Source organism: Pseudobacillus wudalianchiensis (assembly GCF_001685015.1).
Taxonomy (GTDB): Bacteria; Bacillota; Bacilli; order Bacillales; family Domibacillaceae; genus Pseudobacillus; species Pseudobacillus wudalianchiensis.
Genome location: NZ_MAYT01000012.1, coordinates 69544 through 83328, shown reverse-complemented (window position 1 = coordinate 83328; position 13785 = coordinate 69544). Strand labels below are relative to the sequence as shown.

General features: G+C 41.4%; 11 protein-coding genes. 5 read left to right on the top strand and 6 right to left on the bottom strand.

Features of this window, described 5'->3' with window-relative positions:
* Positions 1-308 precede the first annotated feature (308 nt).
* The 3 genes from gdhA (at position 309) to A8F95_RS08325 (ending at position 4083) form a co-directional block, all read left to right on the top strand.
* The gene (gdhA, locus tag A8F95_RS08335; protein ID WP_065410447.1) at positions 309-1691 is read left to right on the top strand and encodes an NADP-specific glutamate dehydrogenase; all 1383 of its coding nucleotides are present in this window, start codon (positions 309-311) and stop codon (positions 1689-1691) included.
* Between the two features lie 143 nt (positions 1692-1834).
* Positions 1835-3097 carry a dicarboxylate/amino acid:cation symporter gene (locus A8F95_RS08330; RefSeq protein WP_065410446.1) on the top strand — a complete coding sequence of 421 codons (1263 nt, stop codon included), beginning with the start codon at positions 1835-1837 and terminating at the stop codon, positions 3095-3097.
* A gap of 80 nt (positions 3098-3177) precedes the next feature.
* A complete protein-coding gene (locus tag A8F95_RS08325) occupies positions 3178-4083 on the top strand; it encodes an AEC family transporter (RefSeq protein WP_065410101.1) in 906 nt (301 codons plus the stop codon).
* Between the two features lie 66 nt (positions 4084-4149).
* Here the strand turns inward: A8F95_RS08325 and A8F95_RS08320 are convergent, their stop codons facing one another.
* The 5 genes from A8F95_RS08320 to A8F95_RS08300 all read right to left on the bottom strand — a co-directional run bounded on the left by A8F95_RS08320 (position 4150) and on the right by A8F95_RS08300 (position 10723).
* Complete coding sequence (locus A8F95_RS08320; RefSeq protein WP_065410100.1) at positions 4150-5775, bottom strand: amidohydrolase; 1626 nt, start codon at positions 5773-5775, stop codon at positions 4150-4152.
* Positions 5776-5805: 30 nt separating this feature from the next.
* A complete protein-coding gene (locus A8F95_RS08315) occupies positions 5806-7140 on the bottom strand; it encodes an APC family permease (RefSeq protein WP_065410099.1) in 1335 nt (444 codons plus the stop codon).
* 234 nt (positions 7141-7374) lie between these two features.
* Complete coding sequence (locus A8F95_RS08310; RefSeq protein ID WP_245671209.1) at positions 7375-8247, bottom strand: carbon-nitrogen hydrolase; 873 nt, start codon at positions 8245-8247, stop codon at positions 7375-7377.
* A 265-nt stretch (positions 8248-8512) separates the two neighbouring features.
* Positions 8513-9865 carry an APC family permease gene (locus tag A8F95_RS08305; RefSeq protein ID WP_065410097.1) on the bottom strand — a complete coding sequence of 451 codons (1353 nt, stop codon included), beginning with the start codon at positions 9863-9865 and terminating at the stop codon, positions 8513-8515.
* A 72-nt stretch (positions 9866-9937) separates the two neighbouring features.
* Positions 9938-10723 (bottom strand): carbon-nitrogen hydrolase family protein, encoded by a 786-nt coding sequence (locus A8F95_RS08300; RefSeq protein ID WP_065410096.1) that lies wholly within the window; start codon positions 10721-10723, stop codon positions 9938-9940.
* Between the two features lie 242 nt (positions 10724-10965).
* On the opposite strand from A8F95_RS08300, the gene A8F95_RS08295 reads away from it, so the two are divergent.
* Both A8F95_RS08295 and A8F95_RS08290 read left to right on the top strand, forming a co-directional pair.
* On the top strand, positions 10966-11946 hold the full coding sequence (locus tag A8F95_RS08295; protein WP_245671245.1) for a sigma-54 interaction domain-containing protein: 981 nt from the start codon (positions 10966-10968) through the stop codon (positions 11944-11946).
* A complete protein-coding gene (locus tag A8F95_RS08290; protein ID WP_065410094.1) occupies positions 11943-12746 on the top strand; it encodes a carbon-nitrogen hydrolase family protein in 804 nt (267 codons plus the stop codon). The genes A8F95_RS08295 and A8F95_RS08290 overlap by 4 nt, the downstream gene beginning before the upstream one ends.
* A gap of 44 nt (positions 12747-12790) precedes the next feature.
* Here A8F95_RS08290 and A8F95_RS08285 read toward each other — a convergent pair whose 3' ends face one another.
* Positions 12791-13705, bottom strand: coding sequence for an SGNH/GDSL hydrolase family protein (locus tag A8F95_RS08285; protein WP_065410093.1), 915 nt, complete (start codon positions 13703-13705; stop codon positions 12791-12793).
* Positions 13706-13785: the final 80 nt, after the last annotated feature.

Sequence of the window (13785 nt, the reverse complement as noted above, 5' to 3'; positions counted from 1 at the left end):
GCTGTTGACAAACGCTCACTTTCTTCGTTGCTCGTCTGCCTGCGGTGCTCATGACCCTCATGGTCACTCTGCTCCTCGCCAGACTTCGCGCCTTGAAAGACAAGCGTTTTCAATCAACCTGGGGTATTAAAAACAAACTGTATCTACATTTTAGAGTCTTCTTTATATAGAAGGCTTTTTTGTTTAATCTCATTTCGGCATTAATCGCATGTCTTAATGGCATTGACGGTATTATTTAGTGTGCCGTAAGATATAAATATGAGTTTTAACTATTCATAAAATTCTTTATACAGGTGGGAGAGATGGTAATGAACGTAACGCAAGAAACGCCTAATCAAGATATACAAGCAGCAAAATCTTATGTAGATAGCGTCTATGAAACAGTTCAAAAACGAAATCCTGGAGAAGAAGAATTTCACCAGGCTGTAAAGGAAATCTTCGACTCACTCGTCCCTGTGTTCGCTAAATATCCTCAATATAGACAAAATGGAATCTTGGAGCGAATGGTAGAACCTGAACGTATGATTACCTTCCGCGTGCCATGGGTCGATGACCAAGGGAAAGTTCAAGTGAATCGCGGTTTCCGTGTTCAATATAACAGTGCTCTCGGTCCTTACAAAGGCGGCCTTCGCTTTCATCCTTCCGTTAATGCAAGCATCATTAAATTCCTAGGTTTTGAACAAATTTTTAAAAATTCATTAACAGGCCAGCCTATCGGCGGCGGTAAAGGTGGATCTGACTTTGACCCGAAAGGTAAGTCAGACAGTGAAGTTATGCGTTTTACCCAAAGCTTTATGACAGAGCTCGCTCGTCATATCGGGCCAGATACAGATGTTCCAGCAGGTGACATCGGTGTAGGAGCTCGTGAAATCGGCTTTATGTTCGGTCAGTATAAGCGCCTGCAAAACGCTTATCATGCCGGTGTCCTAACTGGTAAGGGCGTTAACTATGGAGGCAGCTTAGCGAGAACAGAAGCAACAGGCTATGGCACTGTCTATTTCGTTGAAGAGATGCTGAAAGACAACGGTCTAAGTTTCGCAGGCAGCACTGTGGTCGTTTCAGGCTCTGGAAACGTCTCTATCTATGCGATTGAGAAAGCAACCCAGCTCGGGGCCAAAGTGGTTGCCTGCAGTGACTCGAACGGTTATATTTATGATAAAAACGGCATCAACCTTGAAACCGTTAAACGTTTGAAAGAACAAGAAAGAAAACGGATTAGCGAGTACACAAACGAACATCCGGAAGCTGTATACGTAGAAGGCTGTTCGAACATTTGGAATATTGCTTGCGATATCGCCCTTCCGTGTGCTACACAAAATGAAATTGATGGAAATGCAGCTCGTCTGTTAGTTGAAAACGGCGTCAAAGCTGTCGGTGAAGGAGCCAATATGCCATCTACGCTTGAAGCCATTGATGTCTTCCTGCAGGCAAACGTTCTCTTTGCCCCTGCAAAAGCAGCGAACGCTGGAGGCGTTGCCGTATCCGCTCTAGAAATGGCACAAAACAGCTCACGCATGCCGTGGTCATTTGAAGATGTCGACCAAAAGCTTCATACGATCATGAAAAATATCTACTCTAGCAGCGTTGAGGCTGCCGCTGAATTCGGCTATGAAGGAAACCTTGTCATCGGTGCGAACATCGCCGGATTTATGAAAGTAGCGAATGCAATGCTGGATCAAGGCATCGTATAAGAAGAAATGATCCTAAAAGAGCCAGGCACCTCCTGCCCATTCGGAGATGTTTGGCTCTTTCCTTTTTGAAAAATCCTTTTCATCCTTTCATAAACATACTATGATAAGGAAGCTGGATATTTTTGAGAAAGGCTGGAAACTCATTGAGACATTTTTTAAGAAACTATCAATTTACTTTTTTATTACTTGCTTCTATCCTTCTTGGCGGAGCTGCTGGTGTCTTATTCGGCCCTAAGGCAGCTTTCGTAAAACCGCTCGGGGATTTATTTTTAAATTTGATGTTTATGATTATTATCCCGCTCGTCTTTTTCAGTATCTCTTCTGCTATTGCTAGTATGGATGGCATGAAACGCCTCGGGAAAATTATGGCGGGCATTGTTGTTGTCTTCCTGGCTACAGCTGCCACTGCGGCTGTTATAGGACTTGCTGGTACCTTTTTATTTAATCCGCTTGAAGGAACAGATCTAACGGCCATTAAAACGATCATGAAGGAATTTGATCCAGCTGCTGCCAAAACAGAAGATGTATCCTTCGCTGCTCAGCTGGTAAATACCTTTACCGTTAATGATTTTTCACTGCTTTTATCAAAGAGTAACATGCTGCAGCTTATCGTCTTTTCGGTCTTGTTTGGTCTCGCTGCTGCCATGGCACAAGAAAAAGGAAAGCCAATCGCTGACTTTCTGGCATCCGGAACAGCTGTTATGATGAAAGTTGTATCCATCGTGATGTATTATGCGCCCATCGGTCTTGGCTGTTATTTCGCGACTGTCATTGGAGAGCTAGGTCCGCAAATCCTGGGCGGTTATGCTCGGACGTTTGTTCTTTATCTTGGTTTGACAGTTCTTTATTATCTCGTCTTCTTTACGTTATATGCTTTTATTGCGGCTGGAAAAGACGGCGTAAAAACTTTTTGGAAGCACGCAGCAGCCCCTTCTATTACAGCTATTGCTACTTGTTCAAGCGCCGCAAGCATTCCTGTTAACTTAACAGCCGCCCAAAAAATGGGCGTTCCAAAAGACATCGCAGAAACAGTCATTCCACTCGGTGCGAACACGCATAAAGATGGATCTGTCTTTGGCGGTGTGCTGAAGGTGGTCTTCTTGTTTGCTCTTTTCGGTAAAGATATGACGAGCGTCACTAGCATTCTAGCGATTCTTGGCGTTTCGTTCCTCGTTGGCGCTGTAATGGGAGCCATTCCTGGCGGAGGCATGATTGGAGAAATGCTGATTTTGAGTGTATTTGGCTTTCCACCGGAAGCATTGCCGATTATTGCCGTCATCAGTACGATTATCGATGCGCCTGCTACGCTGCTAAACTCAACAGGCAATACCGTTTGCGCCATGCTTGTTACACGGCTGGTAGAGGGGAAAAACTGGATGCATCGACAGCTTTCTGCCGATTCTTAAAAGCTGGGAGTGCCGCTTTTTGGCGCTCTCTTTTTGTTACGATCATTCATAATCATATTGTCCAAATGGAGATGAAACTCGTGGAATTGCTAATGATTATACTGCCCGCCTTTATGATCTTTTTTGCCGGCTTTCTCGGCCAAAAAATCATTGGCTTTGACATCCGATCCATTTCTAAAGCAGCTCTTTATATCATGTCCCCCTTTCTCGCTTTTCGGACATTTTACACGAATGAGCTGACGATGGAATACTTCTATATTATTTTATTCTGCCTTGTACTTTGTATCGTGCTTGTGTTGATCATTGGCCTTACAGGTTATTTCATGAAAGCATCAAAACCGCAAATGTCAGCTATGATCCTTGGCGGTGCTTTTATGAATAGTGGAAATTACGGAGCTCCTGTCGTTCTGTTTGCCTTCGGAGCAGCCGGTTTCGATTACGCTGTCATTATGATGGTCTTCCAATCGCTTCTCATGAATACGGTTGGGCTCTTCTTTGCTTCGCTTGGCGGAGAAGATGAGTCCTCCCTTACCCAGTCTCTTAAAAGCGTCGTTCGGATGCCCGTCATTCACGGGGCATTTGCTGGTGTGACGTTACAGCTTCTGTCTATACATATCCCTCAAGCCTTTATGGAAGCGGTCAGCCTCGTTGCCGATGCTTCGATTCCAACCGTTATGCTCGTTCTCGGTATGCAGCTCGCTGTGATTGCTAGAAAACAAGTCGCTTACCGTTACGTCTCGGCCGTTACAATTATCCGGATGCTCATATCACCCGTGCTAGCGATTGCTATCATTGCTTTTATGCCAGTTAATGAACTGCTCAAAGATGTTCTCATTTTGCAAGCAGCAATGCCAGCTGCAGCCAACACGACGATGTTTGCCATTCAATTTGGCACTGAGCCTGATCTTGTCTCTTTTACTACGTTAGTTACGACGCTGCTCAGCATCGGAACGATACCAGTTGTGCTTTTTTATCTAGGTGTTTAATCGCGGCAAAATAAAAAGACAGTCGTGAATCCATTGATTCGCGGCTGTCTTTTTTGCTTATTTCTTTTATTTCAAAGCAGCAGAAGGCGTTTTTTCCCACACAACCTCGCCGTCCATTAACGTCGTGTCCACTTCTGTTTTAAGAATTTCCTCTGGAGACACTTCAAATAAATTGCGATCTAATATAATCAAGTCAGCTAGTTTGCCTGCTTCAAGCGTTCCTAGTTCATTCTCTCGGAAAACGCTGTAAGCCGATCCTGCAGTGTAAGCTTTTAAAGCTTCTGCCAGCGTCACCCGTTCTTGCTCGTTCCAAGTGTCGTTTAGCGTGAAGTCTTTTCTTGTAACTGCGTGATAAAGCTCAATCATTGGCTCAAGCGGAACAATTGGATAATCACTGCTATACGATACAACGGCTCCCGATCTCAATAAAGTAGCATTTGGGTAAATATACGGTTGTTTCTCTTCCCCTACTCTTGTTGTATGACTCTCTCTCGGCATTAGGGCCATGTGGTACGGCTGAATGGAAGGCATAACCCCAAGCTCTTTAAAGCGAGGAATATCCTCTGGGGCGATGACTTCAATGTGCTCAAGCGCATGGCGTGCATCCCGTGGTCCATTCACTTGCTGAGCCTTTTCATAGAGGTCAAGCCCTAAACGAACAGCCCCGTCACCAATCGTATGGAAACGGATTTGGAAGCCTTCCTTGTCCGCTTCGATGACCCATTTTTCCAATTGTTCTTTCGTATAAGCCGTTTCTCCTCTTGTTTCTGGCTTGTCTAGATAAGGATCAAGCATGTAGGCTGTATAACCAGTCACTACACCATCGATAAACTGCTTTAGTCCTGCCGTCCGGAGTTTATCTGAAGAATAGTTTTCTCTAAACTTCTTCGCTTGTTCTATTTGGCCATTTAACGGAGGATAAAGGTGGAAGCGGCATGATAAATCTCCTTTATCCTCAAACTCCTTAAAAACAGAATAAGCTTCCAGTTTTTCATGGGCACGGCTCGCATACAAATCATTTACAGATGTGACCCCAAGCTTCGCAGCGTGCTTCAAGAATTGACTAACCATATCATGCAGCTGCTCTTTCGGAAAATCGTAAGCAAAGTCCGCAGCTAGAGCAATCGCTGTTTCAATTAAAATACCGGTTGGTTCCCCTTCGTCGTCTTTATAAATAATTCCGTACTCTGGATTTTCTGTTTCGCTCGTAATGCCGGCAATTTCAAGCGCCTTTGAATTCACCCAGCCGTAGTGCCCTTCTGCATGCAATAACATAACCGGACGGTTCGGCAGCTCCTGATCTAATATATAGCGGTCTGGAAACTCTTTCTTGTCCCATGCTGTATGATCCCAGCCAGTACCAATCACCCACTGATTCTCCGGTTTTCCATTCGCATACTCCCGTACTTTAACAGCCGCCTCTTCCGCTGAGGTGACATCTGCTAAAGAAACACAATAATGGCTGAACAAACTGCCTAACATAATATGCAAATGTGCATCATGGAACCCCGGCATAACGAGTTTATTGCCAGCATCTATCATTTTGGTTTGCTCATCTTGAAAGGCAGCAATCTTTTCTTTTGTGTCCACTCCAATAATCTTATTGCCTTTAACAGCTACTGCCAAAGCTTCCGGCTCATTCTCAAGCCCGGTAAAAACAGCATTACTTTTTATAATTAAATCCGCTTTCATTATTCGTCATTCTCCTTTTCTAGTGAAATACTAAGCTGATAAATCCATGACTGGCGGCTTTTGTTTAAAGCCTTTTGTTAAAACAATCATATAAATAAAACCGAGTGCGAACCAGATTCCACCCAACACTTTTGAATGGACATCCAAGTTAAAAAGCAGCCATAAATCCAGCAGAGCTCCAACTGCCGGTATGATCAAATAGAGTAGAATTCCTTTTGCAGAACGCTCTTTTTTTCCAACAAAGTAATACATGATAACGGCGATATTCACACTTGTAAATGCAAGAAAGGCGCCAAAGTTAATAAAGGAAGCAACCAGTGATAAGCTTAAGAACAAGGCAAGTAATGAGATAGCACTAATTAACAAGATGTTATTAACAGGGGTATTGTATTTGGGATGCAGCGAGCCGAAAAATTTCTTAGGAAGTTGGCCATCGCGGCCCATTGCATAGAGCACACGAGAGGCACTTGCCTGCGAAGACATCGCCGATCCAAACGCCGTAACGGCATATACAGCTAAAAAGGCTGAAGCAAACGTTTTGCCACCGACAAATGTAATAATTTCATGGGCAGCAGAGTCTGGATTAGCAAAGGAAGTGTAATCCGGCCAGACATTTTGGGCAAAGTAGGAAACGGTAATAAAGATCGCTCCACCTACCAATGTGATAATGAAGACAGCACGCGGGATATTTTTTTCCGGGTTAACTGTTTCTTCTGCAAAGGCGGTAGCCGAATCAAATCCGAGAAAAGAAAAGCAAAGAAGTGCCGCCCCCGCCACAATAAATGAAACAGGCTCTTCAGGATTATAAAATGGCTTCAAAGATAACAAAGTACCAGTGCCTGTTCCGCCTGCAATTTCTTTAATGGATAACCCGATAAAGAGAAGGATAAATGCAATAGCGAAGATCGTGATAAAAGCATTAGCCTTTGTTGCCAGCTTAACGCCTCTCACGTTAATGACAGTAACTAATATCAACATTCCCAGCACCCAAACGTAATTTGGCACAGCTGGAAAGGCAGCAGAAAAGAAAATACCAAATAACAAATAATTGACCATGGGGATGAAAAGATAATCCATTAAAATCGCCCAGCCGACGAGAAAGCCGACGTACGGATTGATCGCCTTTTGTGTGTAGGCATAAGCGGAACCGGCAGATGGAATAGATTTAGACATTTGCCCATAGCTGTAAGCAGTAAACAACATAACAATCAAAGCGACTAAATAGGCTCCTGGCACCATCCCATGTGATAATTCGGCCGCGATTCCATACGTGCTGAAGACCGTGGCAAGCGCCATAAATGAAAAACCGAAGAGAACTACATGAATAAGCCCCAGCGACCTATTCATTTCTTTTCCCTGTGACATAAAACCCCCCCTAAACTTTTTAATTAATTAGTGCAAATATTGTGCCAATTTTAAATTATAAAAAAATGGCTTGTTTTTTCTTTTTTTGACATGTTTTTTATTCAAAAGCACATAAATTATTCTAGAGTGAATAAAATTGATGTTTTTTTGCTTATCCACATCGTCATCATTTACATCACAAAAAAACAGCTGCTAAACTTTATAGTTAACAGCTGTTAAGAACTTTTTGTTTACTTATTCTATGACACGCTTTAATAATTCCCCATAACTATCCGGACGTCGATCTCTATGAAACTGCAAAACATTACGAGCATGAGTAATCTCTGCAAAATCAACCTCTGCCATAATAATTTCATTCTCTTTCGTTTCAGCTTCTTTAATAATCGTTCCCCACGGATTACTAATAAAGCTGCGTCCATAAAACGTCATATGTCCTTCCTTGCTGTCTTCACGCCCAACCCGATTCACCACTGCAATAAACATATTATTATGGATTCCGTGAGCACGGATAGCATCTACCCATGTTTGCGATGTATCTAAATCTGGATTGTCCGGTTCTGAACCAATAGCCGACGGATAAAATACAATGTCTGCTCCTTTTAGAGCTAGAATACGAGACGGCTCTGGGAACCATTCATCCCAGCAAATCAAGACGCCAATGGTGCCATATTTCGTTTTAAATACCGGATAGCCCGTGTCCCCTTCAGTGAAATAATATTTCTCAATATACTGAGGGCCTTCCGGAATATGGTGCTTACGATACTTCCCTAAGTATTTGCCGTCTTCATACACCACAACTGTGTTAAAGTATAGGCCATCACGTACATATTCATACAGTGAAACAATGATCACTACATTGAGCTCTTCCGAAAGGAGTTGCATCCGGTTAGAAATAGGCCCTGGAATCGGTTCAGCCCACTCATATTTATTTACATCAATAGTTTGTGGAAAGTACTGTCCGCCGAAAAGCTCCTCTGTACAAATAATTTGAGCCCCTTGCCCGGCAGCTTCTCGAATTAATCCTTCTGCTATTTCTACATTTTTTTCACGATCTTCTACACACTTATGCTGGATTAGCGCAATGTTCACTTTTCCTCTTCCCATCATTCTCTTCCTTTCTCTATGCAGTGCCTAGTGTCATTCCGTTTAGTAAAAGACTCATATAACAGTTTAACTATTCTGAATCTTTTTATTTTTAAATGCAAATATTATGCCAATCAAACATAGCCGGTATAACATGATCTTTTCCTAAGGGGTAAGAGTAAAGTATAGACAGAGCTTATTTTCGGGCGGGGTAAATAAATTTGTCAACAATCTAAAAAGGACTATATGCTCGTATGCATAAGTCCTTTTTAGTTGGCCTCTCCCTTTCTTATGATGCTGCGTCTACATCATCAATCGCCATTTCGGGAGGAGCTTTACGAAACATCTTTGTTAAAAATAATAAATAAACAAAGCCTACCAAGGCCCATGCACCTCCGAGAATCAGTGCATGTTTGTCTAAATTGATGAGCAGCCAGGCATCGAATAACGCTCCGATCAACGGTATAATCAAATATAAAAACATATTTTTCCCAGAGCGGAAGCCTTTCTTAAAATAATAGTGGCCAATTACCGAAAGATTCACGAAAATAAACGTCACAAAGGCGCCAAAGTTAATAAAAGAAGTAGAGGTAGCTATATCCATTTTTAATGCAAGCAAAGCGATGAGCGCTATCGTGACAAGGTTAAGAATTGGCGTACTAAAACGCTGATGAATAAAGCCAAATATTTTCTTTGGAAGTACATTATCGCGTCCCATAGCAAAAAGCAAACGGGCTGCACTGGCTTGAGCAGATAAACCTGAAGCAAATTGAGCAGTGATCATCCCTGCCAGAAAAATGGCGCTAAATAAGTTTCCTCCAACGAAAGAAGCAATTTCAAAACCCGCTGAGTCAATATTCTGAAACTTAGTAAAATCCGGATAGACCAGGTAAATAAAATAAGAGGTAGCAACGAAAATTCCTCCACCAATCAAAGCAACAAGAAAGATAGCACGTGGAATTGTTTTCTTTGGATTAATTGTTTCTTCTGACAATGTAGTAACTGCATCAAAGCCGAGAAACGAATAACAAGCTACGGAAGCACCTGCCAAAACTAAAGAAAGAGACATATCACTATTAAAAAATGCACTTGCTGAGAAAAATGTTCCGAGTCCAGCTCCGCTTGTTAAACTCGTAATGGAGAAAATGATAAATAAGAAAATAACAAAAAATTGGAAGATCATCATGAGTAAATTCACCCGGGAAGTCGTTCGAATTCCAACAACGTTTATAAGGGTTGTAATAATAATAAAAGATATAATCCATATCCACACTGGTACATTTGGAAAAGCAGCTTGTAAGTATACGCTGCCAATTAACCATATCACCATAGGAAGAAATACATAATCCAGTAAAACTGACCAACCTACGAGAAAACCTATATTCGGATGAATAGATTTGCGTGTATACGTATAGGCAGAACCAGATACAGGATACGCCTTCACCATTTTCCCATAACTGTACGCTGTAAACAGCATAGCTATTAAGGCTATGAGATAAGCGGTTGGCACCAATCCGTTTGTTGTTTCGGCCAATACACCGTAAATACCAAATGCGATCATCGGTGTCATGTAAGCTAACCCAAACAATACAAGCGGCGCTAACGTTAGTGTTCTTTTTAGAGAGTTTTGCTCATTTCCCATCAATGTCACCCCTTTTTATTTCTTCTCTTTGCCTTTCTAATTTTTTATACGTAAAGAGGTAGAAAGCTCTCATTAAATCAAATTAGTCAGGTTGTTTTTAACACTTGAATGCATATTACTTGTGTAAGCAAGCTTAGGGTCTCGATTCCCATCGGTTTGAACGTCTATTGTATGAATTGTTTCTTCTGAAACGAGCTTAGACAGTATTTTTCCTTCACCATCAACAGCCATACTATGTCCGAAAAAGTCAAGATCCCCTTCTTTTCCTATTCTATTGCAAATAACTACCGGCACTTCATTCTCCATCGCTCTGCTTTGCATATATACATGCTGATAATTTTCATAAGGTGTCATGTTGGCGGTATTCACCAAAATAATTTCCGCTCCATTCAAACGAAGAAGCCTTGCCACTTCCGGAAACTCTAAATCATAACAGATCATTACGCCTACTTTTCCAAATTTCGTTTGAAATACCGGCCAGCTATCACCACGCGTAAAATAATTTGTTTCTGTGTTAAATAAATGGGTTTTACGGTATATTCCTACAACAAGGCCATTTTCATCAATGAGCGCACTGGAGATATAGTAACGCCCCTCTTCTTTTTCAGGAAATGAGATAAGTGCATGAATACTTAAATTTTTGCAATATAACCCAATAACTTTTAATGACTCTCCTTCTTTTGTTTCCGCAATAGTCGGTAATTGATCTCCTATTGAATAACCAGTAAGCGATAGTTCCGGAAAAACAACAATGTCTGCCTCCTGTCGTTTTGCTTCCTTTAAAGAATGAACAATTTTCTTCATATTCTCTTGTTTGTCCCCAAGAACTGGAGAAAACTGTGCTACTGCAACCTTCATTAATTGATACTCCCTTCTAGTGGTAAAACTGGCTATTCACCATATTGCAAGTACTGTACCAAAATAGAAAGGCTGATTTATTAGTATTTTCTGATATAATGATTGATAAATCGATGATTTTTTTCATTACCTTTCTTTATCACAATAGAAAAACACCTAGTTATGGAGCGATTTAGTTATACTAATGATTTTTATCATTATGATGATAAAAATCATTATGAAGGAGGGAAATGGGATTGACCATGTTAGAAAACTACTCAACAAATTTTTTATCTGAACCTTTAATAGCAAAGTCAGAAAAAATGAAAAAAATTATTGATATTATCCAGCGCATTGCTAATGTCAATTCAACAGTTCTTCTGCTTGGAGAATCAGGAGTCGGGAAAACGATGTTAGCCAAATATGTCCACCAGCAAAGCACCCGGCAGGAAAAGCCATTTATTTCGGTTAATTGCAGTACCCTGCCTGAAAACTTGGTGGAATCCGAATTATTCGGCTATGAGCCTGGATCATTTACCGGCGGCAGAAAAGAAGGAAAAAAAGGACTAATCGAATCTGCTGAAGGCGGAACGCTTTTTTTAGATGAAATAGCCGAGCTGCCTTTCGCTGCCCAGTCAAAATTACTTGAAGTAATTCAAGAGAATAAATATCGTAAAGTTGGAAGTATATATGAAAAAACAGCTAATGTACGAATTATCGCCGCAACAAACAAAAATCTAAAAGAGCTAGTAAAGCAGAAAGAATTCCGAGAAGATCTCTATTATCGCTTGTATGTAGTGCCTCTTATCATTCCGCCTCTTCGTGAGCGCCGTGAGGAAATTCCCTATCTCGCTGAATATTTTGTACAGACATTTAATCAAAAGTATCATCGCCAGTACAATCTTTCACCAAAATTATTGGCAAAATTTCAAGCATATAGCTGGCCCGGCAACATTCGTGAGTTAGAAAATACAATTGAACAAATGGTTGTTACCCAGTCGGATCAAATAGACGTAGGTTCGCTTGCAGCAGACCCTTCAAACAATTCTTCTTTTTTGACTAAAGAAAAAATTCTTCCGCTTAAGCAAGCTAAACAACAATTTGAAAAAGAATTAATTTTGTATGTCTATCACTTATATAAAAGTACCTATAAAGCGGCAGAGGTTCTTCAAGTCGATCAATCAACAATTGCTAAAAAAATCAAGAAATATCGAGAAGAAGAGGAAAAAGGAGCAACAGAATGATTAAAATTGCTATCGCTCAATTGCGGTGTGAATTAAAAAAGAAAGAAGCCAATTTGAATCGAATTTTACAAACGATAAAAGAGGCAGAGGAAAAAAAGGCGGACTACGTGCTTTTTCCTGAATTATACTTAAGCGGGTATGCATTAGATGAAGATTTATACTCCTTAGCGGAAACAGAAAATGGAGAAAGTATACGCCGCATCCAATTACAGGCTAAAAAGAGTAAAGTCGGAGCTATAGTGGGCTTTCCCGAGCTAGACAAAAACTGTTTGTACAATTCAGCCTTGTTAATTGGAAAGGACGGGAAGATCATTGGCAAATATAGAAAAGTCCATTTATACCACCAAGAAAAACAATGGTTTACAGCCGGAAACTCTTTTCCTGTGTTCTCCCTTCCTGAAGGGGATATCGGCCTCATGATCACGTATGATATGGAATTTCCGGAAGCCTCCCGAATATTGGCGCTAAAGAACGCACAGCTCTTGCTCGTTCTCGCTGCTAATATGCTCCCCTATCAACATTACCAAGATGTCTTTTTACGTGCCAGGGCTCTTGAAAACCATATATATATAGGGGCGGCAAATATGGTCGGCTTAGATAACGAGAATATATTCTTCGGGGAAAGCCAAGTCGTTCATCCTAATGGGAAAACGATTTATAAAGGACGCAATAATGAAGAATTACCTGTTCTCTCTATCGATTTAAATGAAATTAATCATGAAAAAGGCCTGCTGGATTACTTACAGAACCGCCGCCCAGATGTATATCACTCCGAACAATCAGAGACGAACAAAGCTTGAAACAATAAAAACCCCTTTCTAGGTTTTAGAAAGGGGTTTTTCCTTTAAGTATATTCACCACGCTTGCAGCTTTTGCCACTATCGAAGCTGGTTATCTTGCTCTTCTCTTTTTTCTTAGATGGCTCTTTCTTTTCTTCCTTGTTTTCCGGCTGATGAGGCTGTCTTTTTTTCAGCTTGGAAAAAGAGACTGGCGCTGGCAGCTGGGAAAGTATACTTTCCGGGATTGGCGGGTGTCCAGGCGTGTATTCTTCAATAAAGCTATTCGCCATCTCTAAATAGCCTCTAGGGGCTGGATGTACATCTGCTGGATTCGGAATCCAAGCACGGGCATTTTTTCCGAACCGGTTGGACACTGGCACAAAATGAGCGCCGGCCCTGTTGGCTTCTTGCTCAATAATTTTGTTTAAAAGCGCAAGCTGTCCTGCAACGGAAGCCTTTTGCTCTTCTTTGACGTGTGGATATGGAAAGTAATAGCCCATCACATAAATGTCTGCATGCTCATTCACTTTCCTTATTTCTTTAAAGATTTTTATATAATTTTTTCGTACACCATTAAGTGCAAAAGCAGCCGGAATCGCTTGGTAGCTTATCATGCCTCGGATAGAGTCATTTTTAATGAGTGGTAATAGATCGTTCGCTCCAGCAGAAATCGTAATTAAATCTGCTTTCCTAACTAGATCCTTCGCCTCTTTTTCCTCAAGCCGCTCTAACACTTGCCCTGTCGAGTATCCAGGAAAAGCTAGCTGCTTCGAAAAGCTGGATAGCTGACCTGTGCGCTGCAACGCAAGAGCAATCAAATCTGTATAGCTTGCACCGATTTCTTTATGGGGCGTTTGGCCGGCAGCTAGTGAATCACCGAGTGCTACATACCGAATGCCCGCGGCCTCGGTGTTCATCGGCAGCAAGGAAGCAGTTATTAGAAAAACAGTTATCAACACGAAAAAAAACCGTTTCTTCATAAAACCCTTCCTTTCTCTTTTATTAATGTACTTAATAGGATGAAGCGCGCTCTTCAATCGTTTCAGGCTAAGTACAGGCA

Excerpts from the sequence above, each read along its gene's own strand:
- A8F95_RS08295 (WP_245671245.1), top strand. The coding sequence starts at position 10,966 with ATGTTAGAAAACTACTCAACAAATTTTTTATCTGAACCTTTAATAGCA.
- A8F95_RS08290 (WP_065410094.1), top strand. The coding sequence starts at position 11,943 with ATGATTAAAATTGCTATCGCTCAATTGCGGTGTGAATTAAAAAAGAAA.
- A8F95_RS08305 (WP_065410097.1), bottom strand. The coding sequence starts at position 9,865 with ATGGGAAATGAGCAAAACTCTCTAAAAAGAACACTAACGTTAGCGCCG.
- A8F95_RS08320 (WP_065410100.1), bottom strand. The coding sequence starts at position 5,775 with ATGAAAGCGGATTTAATTATAAAAAGTAATGCTGTTTTTACCGGGCTT.
- A8F95_RS08285 (WP_065410093.1), bottom strand. The coding sequence starts at position 13,705 with ATGAAGAAACGGTTTTTTTTCGTGTTGATAACTGTTTTTCTAATAACT.
- A8F95_RS08315 (WP_065410099.1), bottom strand. The coding sequence starts at position 7,140 with ATGTCACAGGGAAAAGAAATGAATAGGTCGCTGGGGCTTATTCATGTA.
- gdhA (WP_065410447.1), top strand. The coding sequence starts at position 309 with ATGAACGTAACGCAAGAAACGCCTAATCAAGATATACAAGCAGCAAAA.
- A8F95_RS08300 (WP_065410096.1), bottom strand. The coding sequence starts at position 10,723 with ATGAAGGTTGCAGTAGCACAGTTTTCTCCAGTTCTTGGGGACAAACAA.
- A8F95_RS08310 (WP_245671209.1), bottom strand. The coding sequence starts at position 8,247 with ATGATGGGAAGAGGAAAAGTGAACATTGCGCTAATCCAGCATAAGTGT.